Origin of the sequence: Micromonospora costi, from assembly GCF_003626655.1 — a bacterium.
GTDB classification, from domain to species: Bacteria; Actinomycetota; Actinomycetes; order Mycobacteriales; family Micromonosporaceae; genus Micromonospora; species Micromonospora costi.
The window spans coordinates 39,541-60,774 of sequence record NZ_RBAN01000003.1 but is presented as its reverse complement, the minus strand read 5'-3'; the positions used below and the strand labels follow the sequence as shown (position 1 = coordinate 60,774).

The window sequence follows — 21,234 nt, the reverse complement described above, 5'->3', positions numbered from 1 at the left end:
CGCCTCCGGCGCCACGCGTGCCGGCCGGCATGGCTCGACACCGGATCGCCGATGTGGCGGGGTCCTGAACCGACGGACCCCGCCACCTCGCCGACCTGCCGAGATCGCCCCGCCGCGCCCCGCCCGGCCCAGCCCCGGCCCCGCCCCGGCCCGGTCCGCCCGGCCCGGTCCGCCCGGCCCGGTCCGCCCGGCCCGGTCCGCCCGGCCTGGCCCAAGCCCGGCCCGCGGCCAGGCCCAAGCCCGGCAGCCGGCCAAGCCCGGCCAGACCCGGCCCCGGCCAGACCCGGCCCTCAGCCAGACCCGGCCCCGGCCAGGCCCGGCACCGGCCCGCCCGGCTGGGCGCCGGGCCAGCCAATGGCCGGGTGGTGTCGGGGGTGGCTGGCAGGATGGGCCTGTGCGGTTCCTCGATCTGGCGGCCACCTCCGCCGCCGTGGCCGCCACCAGCGGCCGGCGGGCCAAGGTGGAGTTGCTGGCGGGTGCGCTGCGGGCGCTCGACCCGGCCGAGGTGCCGGCGGGCGCGGGCTGGCTCGCGGGCGAGTTGCGCCAGCGCCAGACCGGCGTCGGCTACGCGAGCCTGCGCGACCTGCCGCCGCCGGCCGCCGAGCCCACGTTGACCGTGGCCGCCGTCGACGCGGCGATCGACGAGATCGCCGCGGTGCACGGTGCCGGGTCGCAGGCCCGCCGCCGGGCGCTGCTCGGCGCACTCTACGCGGCGGCGACCGCCGAGGAGCAGCGGCTGCTCACCGGCCTGTTCAGCGGCGAGCTGCGCCAGGGCGCCCAGGCCGGGCTGCTCGCCGACGCGATCGCGCGGGCCGCCGAGGTGCCGGTGGCGGCCGTGCGTCGGGCCCTGCTGCTCGCGGGCGACCTGCGCGCGGTCGCGGTGGCCGCCCTCGGCGGTGGTGCGGCCGCGCTGGCCGGGTTCGGTCTCCAGGTGGGGCGTCCGCTGGCGCCGATGCTGGCGCAGAGCGCGCCCTCGGTCGACGAGGCCCTCGCGGCCACCGGCACGCCCGCGGTGGTCGACGTCAAGCTCGACGGGATCCGGATCCAGGTGCACCGTTCCGGCCAGGACATCGCGGTCTTCACCCGCAGCCTCGACGAGATCACCTCCCGGGTGCCCGAGGTGGTGGCCGCCGTGCGCGCCCTGTCCGGCCGCGAGCTGGTGCTCGACGGCGAGGCGATCGGGCTCGACGAGACGGGCCGCCCGCTGCCGTTCCAGCAGACGTCGAGCCGGGCCGCCCGGCGCACCACGCCGAGCACCACCGGCCGCACCCCGGTCGCGCCGGCCGTGCTCGCGGCGGCGGAGACGACCGGGCAGGCGGTGCTGACACCGTACTTCTTCGATCTGCTGCACCTCGACGGCGAGGATCTGATCGACCTGCCGGGCCGCGACCGCTGGGCCGCGCTGGCCGGCGCGGTCGACGAGTCGCTGCTGGTCGGGCGGATGGAGGTCGACGGGCCGGAGCAGGCCGGCGCCGCGTTCGCGGCGGCGGTCGACGCGGGGCAGGAGGGGGTCGTGGTCAAGGCGCCGGACGCGCCGTACGACGCCGGCCGCCGCGGCGCGGCCTGGGTGAAGGTCAAGCCCCGGCACACCCTCGACCTGGTGGTGCTAGCGGTCGAGTGGGGCAGCGGCCGCCGCCGGGGGTGGCTGTCCAACCTCCACCTCGGTGCCCGCGACCCGCGTACGGGCGAGTTCGTGATGCTCGGCAAGACGTTCAAGGGCCTCACCGACGAGGTGTTGCGCTGGCAGACGGAGCGCTTCCTCGAACTGGCCGTGGAGAAGGGCGACTGGGTGGTGCGGGTGCGGCCCGAGCAGGTCGTCGAGATCGCCTTCGACGGGGTGCAGACCAGCTCCCGCTACCCGGGCGGGATGGCGCTGCGGTTCGCCCGGGTGGTGCGCTACCGCACCGACAAGAGCGCCGCCGAGGCGGACACGATCGACGCGGTGCGGGCCATCCACGCGGGCCGCGCCACCGGCTGAGCGGCGCCGCGCGGGGTCAGGCCGAGGCGCTCGGCTCCGGCTCGGCGGCCCGGTCGACCGGCCGCGTGTCGTCGAGGCCGGCGGCCCGGCGCGCCTCCCGGCGAGCCACCCAGCCGTAGCCGAAGAGGGTCATGGCGGCGAACAGCCACCACTGCACGATGTAGCCGAAGTTCTGCCAGTTGTTCGTGTGCCCGACGGGCACCGCGGTGAAGAGCGGGTCGGCCGCCGGCGTCTGCTCGTCCAGCAGCACGTACGCCCCGTACACCGGGTAGGGCAGCTCGCGGGCCAGCCGCGGGACGGAGATCCGTCGGGTCTCCAGCCGGCCGTCCCGCCGGTCCACGGCGCCGGCGCCGCTCTCGGTCTCGTGGACCCGGCCGACCACCGTCACGTCCCCGGTGGGGGCGGCGGGCACCTCCGGCTGCGCGGTCGCCCCGCCGGGCGCCGGCGGGATCCAGCCACGGTCGACGAGTACGGCGCTGCCGTCGGCGAGCACCAGCGGGGTGACCACCTCGAAGCCGACCCGGCTGTCGACGGTCCGACCGCGGACGAGGACGGTGTTCGTCGGGTCGTACCGGCCGGTGACCGTGACCCGGGTCCAGACCTTCTCCTCGGCCGGTGCCGGGCCGGTGCTGCCCGCGCCGCCGGTCGGGGCGGTCAGCGCGTCACGCAGCGGCGCCGGTGTCATCCGCTCGCCGGCGTCGATGCGCTCGTTGATCTCCGTACGGCCCCGGTAGCGGTCCAGCTGCCAGTTACCCAGGAACACCATCACCGTGGCGGCGACCAGGGTCAGCGCGAGGATGCCGAGCCAGCGTGGGGTCAGCAGGAACCGGTACACAGCCACGAGGCTACCCGTATGACCGGGGCCACTGGCCGCGACGGTCCGGCTGCGTCGCGCGACACGTCCGGCGCGTGTCGGTTCCGGTGCGCGACGGGCCCGTGACGGCCCGTTTCCCGCGGCGACAGGCCCCTTCCGGTGTCACTCGCCCGGCGTCCCGGGCCGGTATCGTCACCGGGCGAACCGCTGCTGCGGTTCCCCGACCGCGTACCCCGCCGCCCGCGAGGAGTCGATGATGACCGTCGTGCCGCGCCTGGTGCTCAGCGCGCCGTCCTCCGGCCACGGCAAGAACGCGCTGGCGATCGGGCTGCTCGCGGCGCTCGCCGACCGCGACGTCGAGGTCGCCGGCTTCAAGATCGGGCCGGACCAGGTCGACGCCGCGTACCTCGGGCTGGCCTCCGGCCGCCCCGGGCGCACCCTCGACCCCCGGCTGGTCGGCGCCGACCGGCTCGCCCCGCTGCTCGCCCACGGCGCCACGGGCGCCGGGTTCGCCCTGGTGCAGGGCAGCATGGGCCTGTACGACAGCGTCACCGGGCGTCCCGAGAACGACTCGACGGCGGCCGTGGCCACCGCGCTGCGCAGCCCCGTGGTGCTGGTGGTCGACGTGGCGGCCATGGGCCAGTCGGCGGCCGCCCTGGTGCACGGCTTCCGGTCGTTCGACGAGCAGCTCTGGCTCGGCGGGGTGATCCTCACCCGGGTCGCCTCGTCCCGGCACGAGGCCATGCTGCGGGAGGCGCTCGACGACATCGACGTGCCGGTGTACGGGGCGCTGCGCCGCCAGGACCTGCCGCCGGTGCTGCCCAGCCGCCGCCACGGCGTGATCCCGGCGATCGACGGCTCCGCCGAGGCGGCCCGTGCGGTCCGCCGGCTGGGGGAGGCCGTGGCCGCGACCGTCGACCTGGACCGGCTGCTCGGGCTGGCCCGTTCCGCGCCGCCCCTGCCGGCCACGGCCTGGTCGCCGCAGGACGCGCTGGGCGCCCCGGAGGCGCCGGCGGAGCGTCCGGTGGTCGCCCTGGCCGGCGGCCCGGGCGGCAGCTACAGCCCGCCGGAGACCGCCGAGCTGCTCCGGGCCGCCGGCGCCGAGGTGGTGACCGTCGACCCGCTGCGGGACGAGGCCCTTCCCCCGGGCACCCGCGCGCTCGTCGTCGGCGGGGCGCTGCCCGAGTCGTACGCCGAGCAGCTGTCCGCCAACCGCCGGCTCTGCATCGCGGTGGCCGAGCTGGCCCGTACCGGCCGGCCGGTGGTCGCGGAGGGGGCCGGCCTGCTCTGGCTCGCGCGCGAGCTGGACGGGCTGCCGATGTGCGGGGTGCTGGACGCGGTCGGCACCACCCGGGACGGTCTGGTGGTCGGTTACCGGGAGGCGACGGCTCAGACGGCGAGCGTCGTGGCCGCGGAGGGGGCCGTGCTGATCGGGCACAAGGAGCACCGCGCGGTCCTCACCCCGCGTGGTGGGCAGCGGCCGGCCTGGACCTGGGAGGGCGGTGCCCCGGAGGGCTTCGTCTGGCGCAACGTGTACGCGTCCCAGCTCACCCTCCACTGGGCCGGCCACCCGGAGATCGCCACGCGACTGGTGGCCGCGGCGCTGGCCGAGCCGACCCCCGAGGCGGTGCCGGCCGGGTCCGGCGGGGCGCCGGCGTGATCGGTCAGGTCGCGGTACGCCGCTTCCCGACGCTCACCGTGTCGACCCCGCGTACCGAGGTGCGGCAGTTGGTGGCGGCGGACGCGGCGGCGGCCGGGGACATCCTCGCCGACAAGCTGACCCGGCGCTGGCTGCCGCTCGCAGACGACTCCGGCCCGATCGACGGCCACGCCTGGTGCACGGACCTCGCCCGGCAGCGGCGGGACAGCGGCGACGGCGACCACTACGGGGTGGTCCGCCGGGAGGACGCGCGGCTCGTGGGCTGCCTCTGGACCCGGCGCACCGACTGGGGCGCCCGGCTCACCGAGATCTCGTACGCCATCGCGCCGGACGCCCGGGGTTTCGGCCTCGCCGCGGAGGCGGTGGACGCCGTGGCCATCGCGCTGATCCTCGAACACGGCTTCCAGCGGGTCGAGCTGCGCGTGGCGCCGGGGAACACCGCGTCGCGCCGGGTGGCCGAGAAGGCCGGCTTCAGCTACGAGGGGCTGCTCCGCAACGCCGGCTACGCCCGGGGCGCCCGCGTCGACCTGGAACTCTGGTCGTTCGTGGCGGCCGACCTCCGCTGACCCCCGTTCCCACCCGGTGATCAAGAGGTTCGCGTCAGGATCGGCCCGGATCCTGACGCGAACCTCTTGATCACCACCGGCGGACCGGGCGGGCAGGGCCGGGTCCGCCGGGGCGTCAGCCGACTATGGCGTCGGAGGGTGGGGTGAACTCACGGGTGGGTTTGCCCTTCAGGGCGTCGCGCAGGGTCTCCGCCACCGCCGCGATCGGCACCTGGGACTGCCCGTCACCGACCGCGTTGAACGGGTTGTCCGGGTCGGAGATGAAGCTCGCCGCGGCCAGCTCCGGCGTGTAGCCGACGAACCAGGCCGACCGGGTGCTGTCCGTGGTACCGGTCTTGCCGGCCACCGGCCGCCCGACGGTGCCGCGGACGCTGTCCGCCGTCGACCAGCCGCCGCAGCCACCCTTGGCGGGGGTGTCCCCGGTGGGGCAGCGGGCCGCGTCGGTGGCCGCCCGGGCCGCGTCCGCGCTCACCACCTGCCGGCAGCGCGGCTTCGCGACCTCCCGGGTGATCCCGCCGGCGGTGGCGTACGTCGCCGGCGTCCCGTCCCGGTTGTAGATCGCCTGCACGGGGATCGCCTCGCAGTACCGGCCGTCGGCGGCGACCGCCGCGTACGCGTTGGCCATCTCCAGCGGTGTGGCGTCCGAGACGCCCAGGGTGAAGGCGCCCCACTTCTTCGCCTTCGCGGGGGAGGCCTGGTCGCGGTCGACGTCGGTACGCCAGCGCAGCCCGAGCTGCTCGGCGAGCCGGATGCCCGCCTCGGAGCCGATCTGCTCCTCCAGCCACACGAAGTACGTGTTGACCGACTTGCCGAATCCGGACCACATCGTCTGCTGGCCGGTCATGGCGCCGCTCGCGTTGGTCGGCGCCCACCCGTCGAAGACCTTCGACTGGTAGCGGTACGGGGCGTTGAACGAGGTGGAGAGGGGCAGCCCGGCGTTGAGCGCGGCGAGCATCGGGAACATCTTGAACGTCGACCCGGCCTGGTACCCGGGCAGGTCACCGCCGCCGAGCAGTGGCGCCACGGTGTTCGGGTAGCTGGCCTTCACCTTCGGCCCCGCCTCGGGGTTGGAGCTGAGCGGGTTGTCGCTGAGGTCCAGCGAGTACGTCCGGTTCACGGCCATGGCCTTGACCCGCCCGGTGCCCGGTTCGGAGACCACGATGCCGTTGGCGAACGGGCTACCGGTGGCGTCCTTGGCACCCACGTTGTTCTCCGCCGCCTGCTGGATCTTCGGGTCGAGGCTCAGCACGATCCGGTAGCCGCCGCGGCGCAGCTTGTCCATCCGCTCCAGCCGGTTCTCGCCGAACGCGGGCTGCGAGCTCCACCAGTTCTTCAGGTAGTCGCAGGCGAAGCCCCAGCTGTTGAACTTCTCCGGGATGGCGGCGCAGTCGTTCGGCGGGTTGGTCAGCTTCAGCCGGATCGGTTCGGCCTTGGCGGCCGCGACCGCGTCCGGTGACAGGTAGCCGAGCTGGGCCATCCGGTCCAGGACGTAGTTGCGCCGGCCGGTGGCGTCCTTCTGGTCGGACGACGCCGGGTCGTACTCGCTGGGGGACTTCACCAGCCCGGCGAGCGTCGCCGCCTCGACGGGGCTGAGGTCCTTCGGCGTCTTCGAGAAGAAGATCTCGCTGGCCGCGTAGATGCCGTACGCGCGGTGGCCGAAGTACGCGGAGTTCAGGTAGCGCTCGAGGATGTCCTCCTTGCTCAGCTCCTTCTCCAGGTCCAGCGCCAGCCGCATCTCTTTGATCTTGCGCAGGCTGGTCTGCTGGGTGGCCTCCTGGACCTCCTTGGGGGTCGTCGCGCTGTCCCGCAGGGCCATCCGGACGTACTGCATGGTCAGCGTGGAGGCACCCTGGGACACCCCGCTGGACCGGGCGTTGGCCACGAACGCGCGTGCCACGCCCTTCGGGTCGACGCCCTTGTGCTGGTAGAAGCGCGAATCCTCCGCGGCCACGATGGCCTGCTGGATGTTCGGCGACATGTCCTCGATCTTGGTGTACTGCCGGTACTCCTCGTAGAACATCGTCAGCACGGTGCGCCCGTCGGGGGCGTACAGGTAGGACGTCTCGGCCGGCAGGGCCTTGGTCAACAGCTTCGTCTTGTGCTCCGTGGCGTGCGCGGTGGCCTTCGTGCCCAGCCCGGTGAACGCGACCACGGGGTAGGCGACGGCGGCGATCACGATCCCGGCGATCAGCCCGATGCGAAGGAGAGGAATAGCACGACCAGCGGCGGCAAGGGGTCGGTTGCTCACACGGTCAAGCTATGACATTTCCGATTCGGAAATGAGAAGAATTCATAAACACCCGGATGGTGTACCGGTGGTGACGCGTCCCACGCCGTGATCCGCTGTCCCGCGCGCCGCGTTCCCGGCAGGATCGCGGGCATGCGTGGACGGCCGGGCGAGGTGCGGGCGGGCGCCGGTGCACCGGAGGCGCCCGCCGGCGAGCCCGACCTCGGCCATCACGGCGACGCGGAGGTGGCGGAGGGGCTCGTCGATCTCGCCGTCAACGTCCGCCGGGCGCCGCTGCCGCCGTGGCTGGCCGGGCCGATCGCCGCCACGCTGACCGACCTGGCCCGCTACCCCGACCCGGCGGCGGCCCGGGAGGCGCTCGCCGCCCGGCACGGCCGTCCCCCGGACGAGGTGCTGCTCACCGCCGGCGCCGCCGAGGGCTTCGTGCTGCTCGCCCAGGCCCTGCGCGGGGTACGCCGGCCGGTGGTGGTGCACCCGCAGTTCACCGAGCCCGAGGCCGCGTTGCGGGCGGCCGGCCACCGGGTCGAGCGGGTGCTGCTCGACGACGCCGACGGCTTCCGCCTCGACCCCGCCCGGGTGCCCGCCGACGCCGACCTCGTGATGATCGGCAACCCGACCAACCCCACGTCGGTGCTGCACCCGGCGCGGACCGTCGCCGCGCTCGCCCGTCCCGGCCGCGTGCTGGTGGTCGACGAGGCGTTCGCCGACACCACCGCCGTCCCCGGCCGGGCCGGCGAGCCGGAGTCCCTCGCCGGCCGCCGGGACCTGCCCGGCCTGCTCGTGGTGCGCAGCCTCACCAAGACCTGGGGGCTGGCCGGGCTGCGGGTGGGCTACCTGCTCGGCGCGCCGGAGCTGCTGGCCCGGCTCGCGGCGGTCCAGCCGCTCTGGGCGGTGTCCACCCCGGCGCTCGCGGCGGCCACGGCCTGCGCCGGCCCCGTCGCGGTCGAGGCCGAGCGCGCCATCGCCGCGCAGCTCGCGGCCGACCGCGACCACCTGGTGGCGCGCCTGGCCGCCCTGCCCGGCGTACGCGTCGCCGGCCGGCCCGCGAGCGCGTTCGTGCTGATCCACCTGCCCGGCGCCGCGGCCGTCCGCGCCGCGCTGCGTGAGCGCGGCTGGGCGGTACGCCGCGGCGACACCTTCCCCGGCCTCGGGCCGGACTGGCTCCGGGTCGCGGTGCGCGACCGGGCCACCACCGACGCGTTCACCCGGGTACTGGGCGAGATCCTGGAGGCATGATGCTGGAGACGACCATCGCGGAGATCGGGCCGCTGGACGAGGCCGCCATGGCGGCGGCACGGGAACTGCACGGCCGGCTCACCAAGCCGGCCGGTTCGCTCGGCGCCCTGGAGGAGCTGTCCGTACGCCTCGCCGGCCTCGCGGGCGCCTGCCCGCCCCCGCTGCCCGAGCCGGCGGCCGTGGCGATCTTCGCGGGTGACCACGGCGTGCACGCCCAGGGCGTGAGTCCCTGGCCGCAGGAGGTCACGGCGCAGATGATCGGCAACTTCCTGGCCGGCGGCGCGGTGGTCAACGCGTTCGCCCGGCAGGCGGGCGCCGCGGTCACCGTGGTCGACGTCGGCGTGGCCACCGCGCTGCCCGCGGGCGACGCGCCGGCCGGTGACGGCCCCGTCCTCGACCCCGGCGTGCCGCGGCTGGTCGACGCGCGGGTCCGCCCCGGCACCCGGGACCTCGCGGTGACCGCGGCGCTCACCCGGGACGAGGCCCGGGCCGCCGTCGAGGTCGGCATCCGGGTCGCCCACGAGCTGGTCGATGCCGGCGCCGGGATCCTGCTCACCGGCGACATGGGCATCGGCAACACGACGCCCGCGGCGGCGCTCGTCGCCGCCTTCACGGGCACCGACCCGGCCGGGACGACGGGCCGGGGCACGGGCGTGGACGACCCCACCTACCGGCGGAAGGTGGAGGTCGTACGGGCCGCGCTGGAGCGGCACCGACCCGACCCGGCCGACCCGCTGGGCGTGCTGGCCGCGGTCGGCGGACTGGAGCACGCGGCGCTGGCCGGGCTGATCCTCGGTGCCGCCGCGCGCCGCGTCCCGGTGCTGCTCGACGGGGTGATCGCCTGCTCCGCCGCGCTCGCCGCCGCCGCGTTCGCGCCGGACGCGGTGGGCGCCATGGTGGCGGGTCACCGGTCCGCCGAGCCGGGCGCCACGCTCGCGCTGCGCCGGCTCGGGCTCGACCCGCTCATCGACCTCGGGCTGCGCCTCGGCGAGGGCACCGGCGCGCTGCTCGCGCTGCCCGTGGTCACCGGCGCCGTCCGGGTGCTGCACGAGGTCGCCACGTTCGACGCCGCCGGGGTGTCCGAGAAGTGACCGGGCACGGCGGGGCGGCGGCGTGAGCGGGCGGACCGGTGGGCCGGAGGACGTGCCGGGCGGCAACCCGTACCCGGTGGGGCTGCGCCTGCACGGGCGGCGGGTGGTCGTGGTCGGCGGTGGAACCGTGGCGACGCGGCGGGTGCCGGCGCTGCTGGACGCTGGCGCGGACGTCCTGCTGGTCGCCCCGGAGCTGACCCCGGCGCTGCACGCGCACGTCGACGCCGGCCGGCTGCGCTGGGAGCGGCGCCGGTTCACGCCCGCCGACCTGGACGGGGCGTGGCTCGTGCAGGTGGCGGTGGACGACCCGGCCGCGGCCGCGGCCGTGAGCGCCGCCGCCGCGGAGCGGCGCGTGTTCTGCGTACGCGCCGACGACCGGAACGCGGCGACGGCCTGGACGCCGGCGGTGACCCGGCACGGGCCGGTGACCGTGGCGGTGCTCGGCGGTGGCGACCCCCGGCGGGCGATGGGCGTGCGCGACGCGGTCCGGGACCTCCTGGCGGGCCGGCCGGGCCCGTCGGCGGCGCGCCCGGCGGCGCCGGAGCCCTCGGCCGTCGCGCCGGGTGGGCGGGTCGCCCTGGTGGGTGCCGGCCCGGGTGACCCGGAGCTGATCACCGTGAAGGGGTGGCGGCTGCTCACCGGGGCGGACGTGGTGGTGGCCGACCGGCTGGTGCCCGGCCTGCTCCTGGACGAGCTGCGCGCCGACGTGGAACTGGTCGACGCTTCCAAGATCCCGTACGGGCCGGCCCGGGCCCAGGAGGAGATCAACCGGATCCTCGTCGACCGGGCGCTCGCGGGGCGGTTCGTGGTGCGGCTCAAGGGCGGCGACCCGTACGTCTTCGGTCGGGGTGGGGAGGAGCTGCTGGCCTGCGCGGCGGCCGGCGTGCCGGTGACCGTGGTGCCCGGGGTGACGAGCGCGGTCGCGGTGCCCGCGGCGGCCGGCATCCCGGTCACCCACCGTGCGGTGGCGCACGAGTTCACCGTGGTGTCCGGGCACGTGGCGCCCGACTCACCGGCCTCGCTGGTGCGCTGGGAGGCTTTGGCCGCCCTGCGCGGCACGCTGGTGGTGCTGATGGGGCTGAAGAACCTCGCGGCGATCGCCGGGACCCTCGTGGCGCACGGGCGGCCGGCGGCGACGCCGGTGGCCGTGGTGCAGGAGGGCACCACGGACGGCCAGCGCGTGCTCCGCTCGACGCTGGAGGCGGTCGCCGCCGACGTGGTGGCCGCCGGACTGCGGCCACCCGCCACCGTCGTGATCGGGGACGTGGTGGACGCCCTCGCCCCCTGACCGCCGCCCCCCGTCGATCATGAAGGTGTCGGCACCTTCATGATCGACGGCTGGGGTCGCCGGCTTACTGCTTGAGCATGTTGTCCAGGAGGAGCGCGCAGCGGACGAGGCCGAGGTGGCTGTAGGCCTGCGGGTGGTTGCCCAGGCCGCGCTCGGCGAGCGGGTCGTACTGCTCGGGGAGCAGACCGGTCGGGCCGGCGGTGTCGATCATCTGGGCGAACAGCTCCTCGGCGTCCACGCGCCGTCCCGTGCGCAGGTACGCCTCGATGAGCCACGCCGTGCAGATGTGGAAGCCGCCCTCCCGGCCGGGGAGCCCGTCGTCCCAGTGGTAGCGGTAGACCACGGGGCCGCTGCGCAGGTCCGCCTCGATCTTGAGGACGGTGGAGAGGAAGCGCGGGTCGTCACCGGGGAGCAGCCCCGAGAGGCCGATCCAGAGCGACGAGGCGTCCATGTCCTCGTCGCCATATGCGACGCTGTACGCCTCGGCGTGCTCGTGCCAGCCGTGCTCGAGCACGTTGGCGGCGATCCGGTCGCGCAGGTCGACCCACTCGGGCCGGTCCTCGCCGCCGTGCTGGCGCATGACGTGCAGCGCCCGGTCCACGGTCATCCAGCACATCACCTTCGAGAAGATGTGGTGCCGCGGCGGGAGACGGGCCTCCCAGATCCCGTGGTCGGGCTCGTGCCAGCGGCGCTGGACGGCCTCGACCATGTTCTCCAGCACCCGCCACTCGGTCTCCCGTACCGAGCCGCGCAGGTCGGCCACGGCGGCGATGAGGTCGGCGACCGGGCCGAACACGTCCAGCTGGAGCTGGTGGTTGGCGAGGTTGCCGACCCGCACCGGCCGGGAGCCCGCGTAGCCGGGCAGGGTGTCGATGACGGCCTCGGCGCCCAGTTCGTAGCCGTCGACGGTGTAGAGCGGGTGCAGCCGCTCGGGGTGGCCGCCGGTGCGCTCGACGACGCCGTCGATCCACCGCAGCAGACCCTCGGCCTCCTCGGTCGAACCGAGGTCGACCAGGGCCCGGGCGGTCAGCGCGGCGTCACGCAGCCAGCAGTACCGGTAGTCCCAGTTGCGGACGCCGCCCAGCTCCTCGGGGAGCGAGGTGGTCGCGGCGGCCAGGATCGAGCCGGTCGGCTCGTGGCAGAGCCCGCGCAGCGTGAGCGCGCTGCGGACCACGAGGTCGCGGGCGGTGGTGGGGAGCCGGAGCGTGGCCACCCAGTCCTTCCACGGCTGCTCCGCCGCGGCCTGCCGCTCGTGCACCGGGAGCTGGTGGTGCTCCAGGCTGTGGGTGCCGAAGCGCAGCTCCAGCACGACCTGCCCGCCCGCGGCCCGCAGGTCGACGACCGCCTTGGCGCTCTCGTAGACGCCGTCGCTCGTGACCTCCCACTCGACGCCGGGGGAGTAGAGGGCGACCGGTTCGTTCGAGCCGAGCACAAGCAGGCCGTCGTCGAGCGGTTGCAGCTGCACCGCCACCTGACCGAACTCGGGGCGCGGCGCGAACTCGATCCGGGCCCGGCCGGTGCCGGTGAGCACCCGGACGAGGGTGGAGTCGCCACTCATCACCGCCGGCCCGTCCGGGGTGGTCTCGTGCGCCGGCAGGTCCAGCCAGTCGGTGACGGTGAGACCGGACCACCGCGTCTCCACGGTCATGGTGCCGGTGCGGTAGCGCTGCCCCAGCGGGATGCCGCCGCGCTCGGCGGACACGCTGAAGTGCCCGGCCGGGCTGCCGCCCACGAGGTCGGCGAAGATCGCCGCCGAGTCCGGCTTGGGGTGGCAGAGCCAGGTGACCTTGGCTTCGGGGGTGAGCAGGGCGACCGTACGGCCGTTGGCCAGCATCGAGTGGCGCTCGATGGGCACCGCCCGCTCGCCGAAGAGCCAGTGCCGCCGGGTCTCCAGCAGCAGGCCGAGCGCCCGCGCGGCCTCGATGGGCTCGGCGACCCGGTAGTCGGCCCGGGTGTCCCCGGGGCCGATCTTGATGCCGACGTCCGGCCCGTGGAGGTTGCCGAAGCCGTTCTCGTCGGTGACGTCGTCGCCGATGAAGAGCACCGCGCTCGCGGAGAGCTGGGTGCGCAGCTGGTCGATGGCGATGCCCTTGTGCGTGGCGACCACCGACAGCTCGATGACCTCCTTGCCCTGGGTGACGGTGACGCCGTCCCAGGTGGCGGGGCCGCTGCGCACCGCCTCGATGGCGGCGGCCGCGATCTGCGGGTCGACCCCGCGGGTGTGCACCGCCACGCTCGCCGGCTTGCGCTCCAGCCGGATGCCCGGGTGCTCCGCCGCGATCTCCCGCAGCGCGTCGCGCAGGCGGGTGCGCACCGCGATCAGCTCGGGGGACAGGCGCTCGACGAAACCGATGTCGAACTCGGAGCCGTGGCTGCCGACCAGGTGCACCTCGCTGGGCAGCCGGGAGAGCGCGGCCAGGTCACGCAACGCCCGGCCGGAGATCACCGCCACGGTGGTCTGCGGCAGGGCGGCCAGCGCGCGGATCGCGGCCACCGACTCGGGCAGCGGCACGGCCTTGCTCGGGTCCTCGACGATCGGCGCCAGGGTGCCGTCGTAGTCGCAGGCCACGAGGAGCTGCGGGACCCGCGCGATCCGGCCGATGGCCGCACGCAGCTCGGGGTCCATCACGTCGGTGGCGACGGAGACGCCACCGGAAACGGGGGTGGTCACGCGGCCTCCGCCTCCGGCACGCCGAGCTCGGTGAGGAACGACTTGGCCCAGTGGCCGACGTCGTTGGTACGTAGGTGGCGTTGCATTGTCCGCATGCGGCGGCGAGCCTCCGGCTTCTCGACGTGCACGGCCCTCAGCAGGGCGTCCTTGACCGCGTCGGGGTCGTGCGGGTTGCACAGGAACGCCTGGCGCAGCTCGGTGGCGGCGCCGGCGAACTCACTGAGCACGAGGGCGCCACCCTGGTCGGTGCGCGAAGCCACGTACTCCTTGGCCACCAGATTCATTCCGTCTCGCAGCGGGGTCACCATCATTACGTCGGCAGCGACGTACATCGCGGCCAGCTCGCTGCGACTGTACGACTGATGCAGATAATGCACTGCGGGCACGCCCACCCTGCCGAATTCGCCATTAATCCGACCAACCTCGCGCTCGACCTTGACCCGGAGCGCCTGGTAGTGCTCGACCCGCTCCCGGCTCGGCGTGGCGACCTGCACCATGACCGCGTCGGGCACGGTCAGCTTGCCGTCGGCCAGCAGCTCGCGGAAGGCCTTGAGGCGGAGTTCGATGCCCTTGGTGTAGTCCAGCCGGTCGACGCCCAGGATGATCGTCCGGGGGTTGCCCAGCTCCTCGCGGATCTCCTTGGCCCGGGCCTGGACCGCCGGGTCGGCGGCCATCCGCTCCATCTCCCGGGTGTCGATCGAGATCGGGAACGCCCCGGCCTTCACCCGCCGGCCGTCGACCTGGATCATCTGCCCCTCGTAGCGCAGGCCGAGCAGGTGTCGGGCCAGCCGGACGAAGTTCTGCGCGGCGAGCCGCTGCTGGAACCCGACCAGGTCGGCGCCGAGCAGGCCCCGCAGGATCTCGGTGCGGAACGGCATCTGCATGAACAGCTCGATCGGCGGGAACGGGATGTGCAGGAAGAAGCCGATCCGCAGGTCCGGCCGCAGCTCGCGGAGCATCGCGGGCACCAGCTGGAGCTGGTAGTCCTGCACCCAGACCGTCGCGCCCTCGGCCGCCACGTCCGCGGCGGCCTCCGCGAAGCGGGCGTTGACCAGGCGGTACGTCTCCCGCCAGCGGCGCTTGTAGACCGGGGTCTCGACCGCGTCGTGGTAGAGCGGCCAGATCGTCGCGTTCGACTGCCCCTCGTAGTAGCGCTCCAGCTCCTCGGCGCTGAGCGGGACCGGGTGCAGCCGGATCCCCTCCAGGTCGAACGGCTCGGGAGCGGCGCCGGTGCCACCGGCCCAGCCGACCCAGGTGCCCTTGTGCTCGGCGAGGACGGGGTGCAGAGCGGTCACCAGCCCTCCCGGGCTGCGCCGCCACTGCCGCCCTTCGGGTGTGCTCACCTCGTCGACCGGCAGGCGGTTCGCCACTACGACAAAGGAGCTGCGGACGGTCACGTTCGGCCACCTCCGGTGCTGACGGGTCAACCGCATGAGCGTACTGAGCGTAGCTGCGGCCTCTGGGCCCCCGTGCCGGAGTTCCCTACCCGTCCCACGCTCGCCGAATCCCCATGGTGATCTTGTCAACACGGGTCCGGCCCCGTGCCCCGTTTCCGCGACGCGGACGCACGTGGGCGGGGTGATGTGGGCGAGACGCCGCGTACCTGTCAGGATTGACGACGGCGTGCGTGCGGCCGGCACCTGGCCGGCGCCGCGGAGGCACCCGCCGCCCGCGCCCCCGCCCGCCGGCTCCCAGTCGCAATCTACGGAGGTAGCCCGCACCGTGGCCCAGTTCATCTACGTCCTGGAAAAGGCGCGCAAGGCGCACGGCGACAAGGTCGTGCTGGACAACGTGACGCTGAACTTCCTGCCAGGGGTCAAGATCGGTGTGGTCGGGCCGAACGGTGCGGGTAAGTCCAGCCTCCTCAAGATCATGGCAGGGCTGGACCGGCCGAGCAACGGCGAGGCCCGGCTCATGCCCGGCTACACCGTGGGCATGCTCGCCCAGGAGCCCCCGCTCAACGACGCCAAGACGGTGCTCGGCAACGTCGAGGAGGCGGTCGCCGAGACCAAGGCCAAGCTGGAGCGGTTCAACAAGATCGCCGAGCAGATGGCGACCGACTACTCCGACGAGCTGATGGAGGAGATGGGCAAGCTCCAGGAGGAGCTGGACAACGTCGACGCCTGGGACATCGACTCCAAGCTCGAGCTGGCCATGGACGCGCTGCGCTGCCCGCCGCCGGACGCCGACGTCACCCAGCTCTCCGGTGGTGAGCGCCGCCGGGTGGCGCTCTGCAAGCTGCTGCTGGAGGCGCCCGACCTGCTGCTGCTCGACGAGCCCACCAACCACCTGGACGCGGAGAGCGTGCAGTGGCTGGAGCAGCACCTGGCCAAGTACGCCGGCACCGTCATCGCCATCACCCACGACCGGTACTTCCTCGACAACGTGGCCAACTGGATCCTCGAGCTGGACCGTGGCCGGGCCTACCCGTACGAGGGCAACTACTCCACGTACCTGGAGAAGAAGGCGGCGCGGCTCTCCGTCGAGGGCCGGCGCGACGCCAAGATGAAGAAGCGGCTCGCCGACGAACTGGAGTGGGTGCGCTCCAACGCCAAGGCGCGGCAGACCAAGTCCAAGGCCCGGCTCGACCGGTACGACGAGATGGCCGCGGAGGCGGAGAAGACCCGCAAGCTGGACTTCGAGGAGATCCAGATCCCGCCGGGCCCCCGCCTGGGCAACACGGTCATCGAGGCGCACAGCCTCACCAAGGCCTTCGGCGACCGGGTGTTGATCGACAACCTGTCCTTCTCGCTGCCGCGCAACGGCATCGTCGGCATCATCGGCCCGAACGGCGTCGGCAAGACGACCCTGTTCAAGACCATCGTCGGGCTGGAGAAGCCGACCGGCGGCGACGTCCGGGTCGGCGAGACCGTCTCCCTGTCGTACGTCGACCAGAACCGGCAGGGCCTGGCCGGCGACAAGACGGTCTGGGAGACCGTCTCCGACGGGCTGGACCACCTCATGGTGGGCAAGGTCGAGATGCCGTCGCGGGCGTACATCGCGGCGTTCGGCTTCAAGGGGCCGGACCAGCAGAAGCCGACCAAGGTGCTCTCCGGTGGCGAGCGCAACCGGCTCAACCTGGCGCTGACCCTGAAGATCGGCGGCAACGTCATCCTGCTCGACGAGCCGACCAACGACCTGGACGTGGAGACCCTCTCCAGCCTGGAGAACGCGCTGCTGGACTTTCCCGGCTGCGCCGTGGTCATCTCCCACGACCGGATGTTCCTCGACCGGGTCGCCACGCACATCCTGGCGTGGGAGGGCGACGACCAGAACCCGGCCAAGTGGTTCTGGTTCGAGGGCAACTTCGAGGCGTACGAGAAGAACAAGATCGACCGGCTCGGGGCGGAGGCGGCCCGGCCGCACCGGGTGACGTACCGCAAGCTCACCCGTGACTGAGAGCCCACGACCGGTGCCCGACCATGAGTGACCGTTTCGTGTACCACTGCACGCTGCGGTGGTCGGACCTGGACGCCTACGGTCACGTCAACAACTCGCGCTTCCTCACCCTCTACGAGGAGGCCCGGGTGGCGTTGATGTTCGCCGGCGGCCGGGCGTGGGGTGTCGACTCGTTCGCCGAGGGTGTCGTGATCCGCCGGCACGAGGTCGATTACCTGCGCCCGGTCGACTACTCCCTCGACCGGGCGAGCAGCGAGGCGGCGCCGACCGTCCGCATCGAGCTGTGGGTGGAGGAGATCCGGGCGTCCCGGTTCACAGTGGCCTACGAGCTGTACGACGGCGACGTGCTGGCCGGGCGGGCCCGTTCGGTGCTGGTGCCGTTCGACCTGGGCCGGCAGGTGCCCCGGCGGCTCACCGCGGGGGAGCGGGAGTTCCTGCTGAACTATGCGCCGACGGGCGGAACGCCGTGACCCGGCCGGGTCCGGCCCGCCCGGAGGCGGCGCTGACGCCGTCCGAGGGCGCGCGCCCGCCCGGTCGGGCCGTACCGCCGCCCGAGTCGCCCGCTCCGGCGGTGTCGCGGGCCGAGGGTGGGTCGGCGGAGGCCCCCGGCCCGGCGGGCTCTCCTGAACGGTCCGGGGGGCCGGTGCCGCCCGCCGCCGGGGGGCACGGGATGGTGGCGGTCGCCGACGCCGGGGCCTTCCTGGCCCGGCTGGTCCGGCTGGATCCGGGCGCGCCCGTGCGGCTCCGGCCGGCCGGGTCGGACCGGACCGCGCTCTGGGCGCGGCTGCCCTGGAACGTCCTGGTGGTGCGGACCGTGACCGGACGGGGCCCGGGCGACGTCGCGGTGGCGGCCGCCGAGCTGCTGGCCGAGCTGGAGCGGTCCGGCGCGGGGTTGCCGCCCCGGCGGGACGCCCAGTGGCGCTGGCCGCTGCCGCCGGCGGCGAGCCGGCCGGTGGAGACGCTGCCCGCCGACGAGCTGTGGCGGATCAGCCGGGCCGCGGCGGGCACCCTGCGTACGGCCAGCGAGCACGGCGTGGGTGGCCGGGCGGTGGGGCAACGGGCCCTGCGTGATGCCCTCCTGGACCACGTGGCGGTCGTCGTCACCCCGGACGACCCGCCCGGGCCGCCGGTCGAGGTGCCGCAGCGGCTGGTGCAGGGGCTGGTCCGCATGGGCTTCCTGGGCCCACCGGACGGCCCCCGGACGGCCACCGACGTCCAGGTGCGCGTCGCCGGCCGATGGGTCGGTCTTGTGGGGCCGTACGGGGCGGCCTGGCTGCAGAAGGGCAGTGATCTTGGCTTGACGCCCCTCATGAGTCGTCCGAAAGTATGACCCTCACTCATCCTTCTAGCCTGGGGCGGTCGTTGGGGGGATGCTTCAACCCGGCTGTCCGGGTACCGTCCATGCTCGGATCCAACGCACGGTAGGCGGCTGGATCCGCTGGGGAGTGAGGTGCGCGAGCGATGCCGTGGTGGTCATGGCGCCCGGGTCCCGCCAACGGCGGCGATCAGGAAACCCGAACCGGGATCACAGTGGAAGGCACCGTCCGGGTCGGACCCCCGACCCCGCGCCAGCCAGGCGACGACTGCACGGCCAACGAACGGCCCGTGCTCGCCGAGATGCCGGCCACGGTCGCGCCGGTCACGCTCGGCCGGGTCTGCGACGCGCTCGATCTGCTCGACGTGCGCTACCTGGCCGACGGCGACGGGAACCTGCTGGCCATGTGGGAACGGCATGCCGTGCTGGTCACGCTCGAAGGGCCGGAGGACGAGATCCTCGTGATGCGGGCGCGTCCACACGCGACGGTGCCGCCCGACTGGGCCGACCGGGCCTACCGGGTGGTCAACGAGTGGAACCACACCCGCCGGTTCTGCAAGGCGTACATCGGTGACCCGACCGAGCGCGGGCAGCTGCCGATCTACGCCGAGCTGCAGGTGCCGCTGGGCGCCGGGACGCACGACGCGCTCCTGGTCGAGATGCTCGACTGCGGCGCGGCCGTGGCCACCAGCTTCGTCGACTGGCTGCACGACGAGGGCGCGCTGCTCTGAGCGCGCGACCGGTGCCCAGGGGGTCGTCGCCCAGGCCGCGGCGTACGCCCCCCGCCGGCCGTCAGGCCGGGTCCTCCATGACGTTGACCATGAAGAACGCGGCCCGCTCCAGGTAGGCCCACAGCGCGGTGGCGTGTTCCTGCGGCAGGTCGAGCCGGTCGACGGCCCGACGCATGTGGCGCAGCCACGCGTCGCGCTCGGCCACCCCGATCCGGAACGGCGCGTGCCGCATCCGCAGACGAGGGTGCCCACGCTGCGCCGAGTACGTGTTCGGCCCGCCCCAGTACTGGATCAGGAAGAGCGTCAGCCGGTCGGCCGCGGGCCCCAGATCCTCCTCGGGATACATGGGCCGCAGCAGGGGGTCGGTGGCGACACCGGCGTAGAACTCGTCCACGAGCTTGCGGAACGTGGGTTCGCCGCCGATCGCGTCGAAGAGGGTCGCCGACGGCCGGGAACGGTCGGATTCGCCTGCGGGGTTCACCGCTCCATCCTGCCAGGTGCCCGTGGCGCCGACGGTACGGAGGACGCCGTGATGGCTGTGCGCCCGGTCACGGCCGGCCCGGCCCGGCCCCTGGGCCCCGCGGCTCTCAGGTGACCGCGTGGCGGCGCCGCCCGCCGTCCGCGGGCGGCCTGCCCGCCGTCCCGGCGGCCGGGTCCGGCTGCTCGCCGGCCGGGGCGCCCGGGGCCGCCTGCTCGGGGACCACGCTCCGTACCGCCCCGCCGGTGGCGCCGGCGGCAGCCGCCGCGACGGCCGCCTCGACCGTCCGCGGGGCCGGCCAGCTCAGGGCGACGAGCAGCATCAGCAGCACGCCCGCGAGGCTCCACACGCCGACCACCGACGGGATGGCGAAACGCTCGGCGAGAAGGCCGGTGACCAGCACCGCCGACCCCTGGATCACCTGGACGCCGGTGCCCATCACGCCGAACGCGCGGGCCCGGAACGCGTCCGGCAGCGCCTGGACGAACAGCCCGTTCGCCGTCGGCAGCATGCCCGCCACCGCGAAGCCGCAGGCGGCCGCGAGGAGCGCCACCACCAGCGGCGACGGATCGAGGAGAGCGGGCACGAGCGTCAGCGGGGCGAGTACGGCCAGCGGCCGCATGAGCGCCAGCCGCCGGGACGGGCCGAAGGCGCGCCCGATCAGCAGCCCGCCGAGGATGAAACCGACCGGGTTGGCGGCCATGATGACCGCCTGCGCCACGCCCGTGTCGAGGGTGTCGCCGGCGCTCTCCTTGGCCCAGGCGGCCGCGAGGCCCTCGGGCACGATCGAGAAGAGCATAGCGCTGAACACGAGCACGGCGATCGACCGCAGCACCGGGGTGCCGAAGACGATCTGGAACCCCTGTGCGGTCTCCCGGAGCAGGTGGGTCTGGTGTCCCGGGGCCAGCGCCGCGGGGCGCTCACGGACGCCGAAGCGCACCAGGACCGCCGACACGGCGAAGGTGGCCGCGTTGATGAGCAGGGCGATGACCGGGTCGATGCCCGCGATGGCGGCCCCGATGAGGTAGCCGACGACCTGCGCGGCCTGGGCGACGCTGGAGTGCAGGGACAGCCCGACGACGAGCCGGTCACCGGTGAGGATCTTCGGGATGAGCGCGGACTTGGCGGCCTGGCTCGGCGGATTGGCCAGCGTGGTGAGGAAGAGCAGGCCCAGCACGGCCGGGGCGGGCAGGCTCGGGATGGCGATGAGCAGCATCAGCACCATCCGGATGAGGTCGCAAAAGACCATCACCCGCCGGTAGGGGTGCCGCTCGGCGACGGCGGCGAGCAGCGGGCCGCCGACCAGCCACGGCAGGTAGCTGACCGCGAAGGCGGCGGCGGAGAGCGCGACCGACTCGGTCTGCTCGTAGATCAGGAGGGTGACCGCGGCCTTGGCGAGATAGTCGCCGACCCAGGACAGCGCGCTCGCCGTGAAGACCGCCCCGAACTCCCGCTGGGCGAAGACCTCGCGGAAGGTCGCTGGACCTTCCGGTGAGGGTCGCTCGTCGGACACCGTCGCCTCCATCGTTCCCCAGGCGGCCACTGGTGGCGGCGCCGGCCCGGGAACTCTCGTCAGATCTGCGGATCAGCGAGGACGCAGCACGCTTCTGGCGGGAACGCGTGCCCCGGATTCTGCCCGATCGTCTGACAACTGGCTAGGGCGAACGGATAGATCGTCGCATCTCCGACTGAACGAACGGACGATACCTGAGGGGCCGGGCGGCCGCGACCCCCCGGATCGATGGACAGTCGGACGCCG

General features: G+C 74.3%; 16 protein-coding genes. 10 read left to right on the top strand and 6 right to left on the bottom strand.

Annotation, left to right across the window (positions count from 1 at the left end; all coding sequences use genetic code 11):
* The first annotated feature begins 394 nt into the window (after positions 1 to 394).
* Positions 395 to 1,978, top strand: coding sequence for an ATP-dependent DNA ligase (locus tag D7193_RS16820; protein ID WP_120780484.1), 1,584 nt, complete (start codon positions 395 to 397; stop codon positions 1,976 to 1,978).
* Positions 1,979 to 1,994: 16 nt separating this feature from the next.
* On the opposite strand, the gene D7193_RS16815 is transcribed toward D7193_RS16820, so the two are convergent.
* Positions 1,995 to 2,819: an SURF1 family cytochrome oxidase biogenesis protein gene (locus D7193_RS16815; protein ID WP_174242651.1), complete on the bottom strand. Its 825-nt coding sequence runs from the start codon at positions 2,817 to 2,819 to the stop codon at positions 1,995 to 1,997.
* Positions 2,820 to 3,048: 229 nt separating this feature from the next.
* On the opposite strand from D7193_RS16815, the gene D7193_RS16810 reads away from it, so the two are divergent.
* Positions 3,049 to 4,452, top strand: coding sequence for a cobyrinic acid a,c-diamide synthase CobB (locus D7193_RS16810; protein ID WP_120780482.1), 1,404 nt, complete (start codon positions 3,049 to 3,051; stop codon positions 4,450 to 4,452).
* Entirely contained in the window at positions 4,449 to 5,018 is a 570-nt protein-coding gene (locus D7193_RS16805; protein ID WP_120780481.1) for a GNAT family N-acetyltransferase, read from the top strand. Before D7193_RS16810 ends, D7193_RS16805 begins: the two co-directional genes overlap by 4 nt.
* A 115-nt stretch (positions 5,019 to 5,133) precedes the next feature.
* Here D7193_RS16805 and D7193_RS16800 read toward each other — a convergent pair whose 3' ends face one another.
* Entirely contained in the window at positions 5,134 to 7,266 is a 2,133-nt protein-coding gene (locus D7193_RS16800) for a transglycosylase domain-containing protein (protein WP_120780480.1), read from the bottom strand.
* 132 nt (positions 7,267 to 7,398) lie between these two features.
* Here D7193_RS16800 and cobC point away from each other — a divergent pair, with 132 nt between their 5' ends.
* From cobC to cobA, 3 genes are read left to right on the top strand one after another with little or no spacing between them, the layout of a single operon-like run.
* Positions 7,399 to 8,502, top strand: coding sequence for an Rv2231c family histidinol phosphate aminotransferase CobC (gene cobC, locus D7193_RS16795; RefSeq protein ID WP_120780479.1), 1,104 nt, complete (start codon positions 7,399 to 7,401; stop codon positions 8,500 to 8,502).
* The gene (cobT, locus tag D7193_RS16790; RefSeq protein WP_120780478.1) at positions 8,502 to 9,593 is read left to right on the top strand and encodes a nicotinate-nucleotide--dimethylbenzimidazole phosphoribosyltransferase; all 1,092 of its coding nucleotides are present in this window, start codon (positions 8,502 to 8,504) and stop codon (positions 9,591 to 9,593) included. The genes cobC and cobT overlap by 1 nt, the downstream gene beginning before the upstream one ends.
* A gap of 52 nt (positions 9,594 to 9,645) precedes the next feature.
* Positions 9,646 to 10,881 carry a uroporphyrinogen-III C-methyltransferase gene (cobA, locus tag D7193_RS16785; protein WP_120780477.1) on the top strand — a complete coding sequence of 412 codons (1,236 nt, stop codon included), beginning with the start codon at positions 9,646 to 9,648 and terminating at the stop codon, positions 10,879 to 10,881.
* 64 nt (positions 10,882 to 10,945) lie between these two features.
* Here cobA and otsB read toward each other — a convergent pair whose 3' ends face one another.
* Together otsB and D7193_RS16775 are read right to left on the bottom strand one after the other, a co-directional pair.
* Positions 10,946 to 13,507 carry a trehalose-phosphatase gene (otsB, locus tag D7193_RS16780; protein ID WP_120781329.1) on the bottom strand — a complete coding sequence of 854 codons (2,562 nt, stop codon included), beginning with the start codon at positions 13,505 to 13,507 and terminating at the stop codon, positions 10,946 to 10,948.
* A gap of 41 nt (positions 13,508 to 13,548) precedes the next feature.
* On the bottom strand, positions 13,549 to 14,949 hold the full coding sequence (locus D7193_RS16775; protein WP_120780476.1) for an alpha,alpha-trehalose-phosphate synthase (UDP-forming): 1,401 nt from the start codon (positions 14,947 to 14,949) through the stop codon (positions 13,549 to 13,551).
* Positions 14,950 to 15,274: 325 nt separating this feature from the next.
* Between D7193_RS16775 and ettA the strand changes: the two genes are divergently transcribed.
* From ettA to D7193_RS16755, 4 genes are all read left to right on the top strand, one after another.
* Positions 15,275 to 16,951 carry an energy-dependent translational throttle protein EttA gene (gene ettA, locus D7193_RS16770; protein WP_120780475.1) on the top strand — a complete coding sequence of 559 codons (1,677 nt, stop codon included), beginning with the start codon at positions 15,275 to 15,277 and terminating at the stop codon, positions 16,949 to 16,951.
* Between the two features lie 23 nt (positions 16,952 to 16,974).
* Complete coding sequence (locus D7193_RS16765; protein WP_120780474.1) at positions 16,975 to 17,421, top strand: acyl-CoA thioesterase; 447 nt, start codon at positions 16,975 to 16,977, stop codon at positions 17,419 to 17,421.
* Between the two features lie 200 nt (positions 17,422 to 17,621).
* Complete coding sequence (locus tag D7193_RS16760; protein WP_241563150.1) at positions 17,622 to 18,281, top strand: DUF8185 domain-containing protein; 660 nt, start codon at positions 17,622 to 17,624, stop codon at positions 18,279 to 18,281.
* A 131-nt stretch (positions 18,282 to 18,412) separates the two neighbouring features.
* Positions 18,413 to 18,997: a type III secretion system chaperone family protein gene (locus D7193_RS16755; RefSeq protein ID WP_120780473.1), complete on the top strand. Its 585-nt coding sequence runs from the start codon at positions 18,413 to 18,415 to the stop codon at positions 18,995 to 18,997.
* Between the two features lie 61 nt (positions 18,998 to 19,058).
* On the opposite strand, the gene D7193_RS16750 is transcribed toward D7193_RS16755, so the two are convergent.
* Both D7193_RS16750 and D7193_RS16745 read right to left on the bottom strand, forming a co-directional pair.
* Positions 19,059 to 19,478 carry a globin gene (locus tag D7193_RS16750; RefSeq protein WP_120780472.1) on the bottom strand — a complete coding sequence of 140 codons (420 nt, stop codon included), beginning with the start codon at positions 19,476 to 19,478 and terminating at the stop codon, positions 19,059 to 19,061.
* Positions 19,479 to 19,584: 106 nt separating this feature from the next.
* On the bottom strand, positions 19,585 to 21,000 hold the full coding sequence (locus D7193_RS16745; protein ID WP_120781327.1) for an MFS transporter: 1,416 nt from the start codon (positions 20,998 to 21,000) through the stop codon (positions 19,585 to 19,587).
* Positions 21,001 to 21,234: the final 234 nt, after the last annotated feature.

Bases quoted from the DNA above. Each gene is read 5' to 3' on its own strand.
- D7193_RS16810 (WP_120780482.1), top strand. From the start codon at position 3,049: ATGACCGTCGTGCCGCGCCTGGTGCTCAGCGCGCCGTCCTCCGGCCAC.
- cobC (WP_120780479.1), top strand. From the start codon at position 7,399: ATGCGTGGACGGCCGGGCGAGGTGCGGGCGGGCGCCGGTGCACCGGAG.
- cobT (WP_120780478.1), top strand. From the start codon at position 8,502: ATGCTGGAGACGACCATCGCGGAGATCGGGCCGCTGGACGAGGCCGCC.
- otsB (WP_120781329.1), bottom strand. From the start codon at position 13,507: ATGGACCCCGAGCTGCGTGCGGCCATCGGCCGGATCGCGCGGGTCCCG.
- D7193_RS16765 (WP_120780474.1), top strand. From the start codon at position 16,975: ATGAGTGACCGTTTCGTGTACCACTGCACGCTGCGGTGGTCGGACCTG.
- D7193_RS16760 (WP_241563150.1), top strand. From the start codon at position 17,622: ATGGTGGCGGTCGCCGACGCCGGGGCCTTCCTGGCCCGGCTGGTCCGG.
- D7193_RS16755 (WP_120780473.1), top strand. From the start codon at position 18,413: ATGCCGTGGTGGTCATGGCGCCCGGGTCCCGCCAACGGCGGCGATCAG.
- D7193_RS16745 (WP_120781327.1), bottom strand. From the start codon at position 21,000: ATGGAGGCGACGGTGTCCGACGAGCGACCCTCACCGGAAGGTCCAGCG.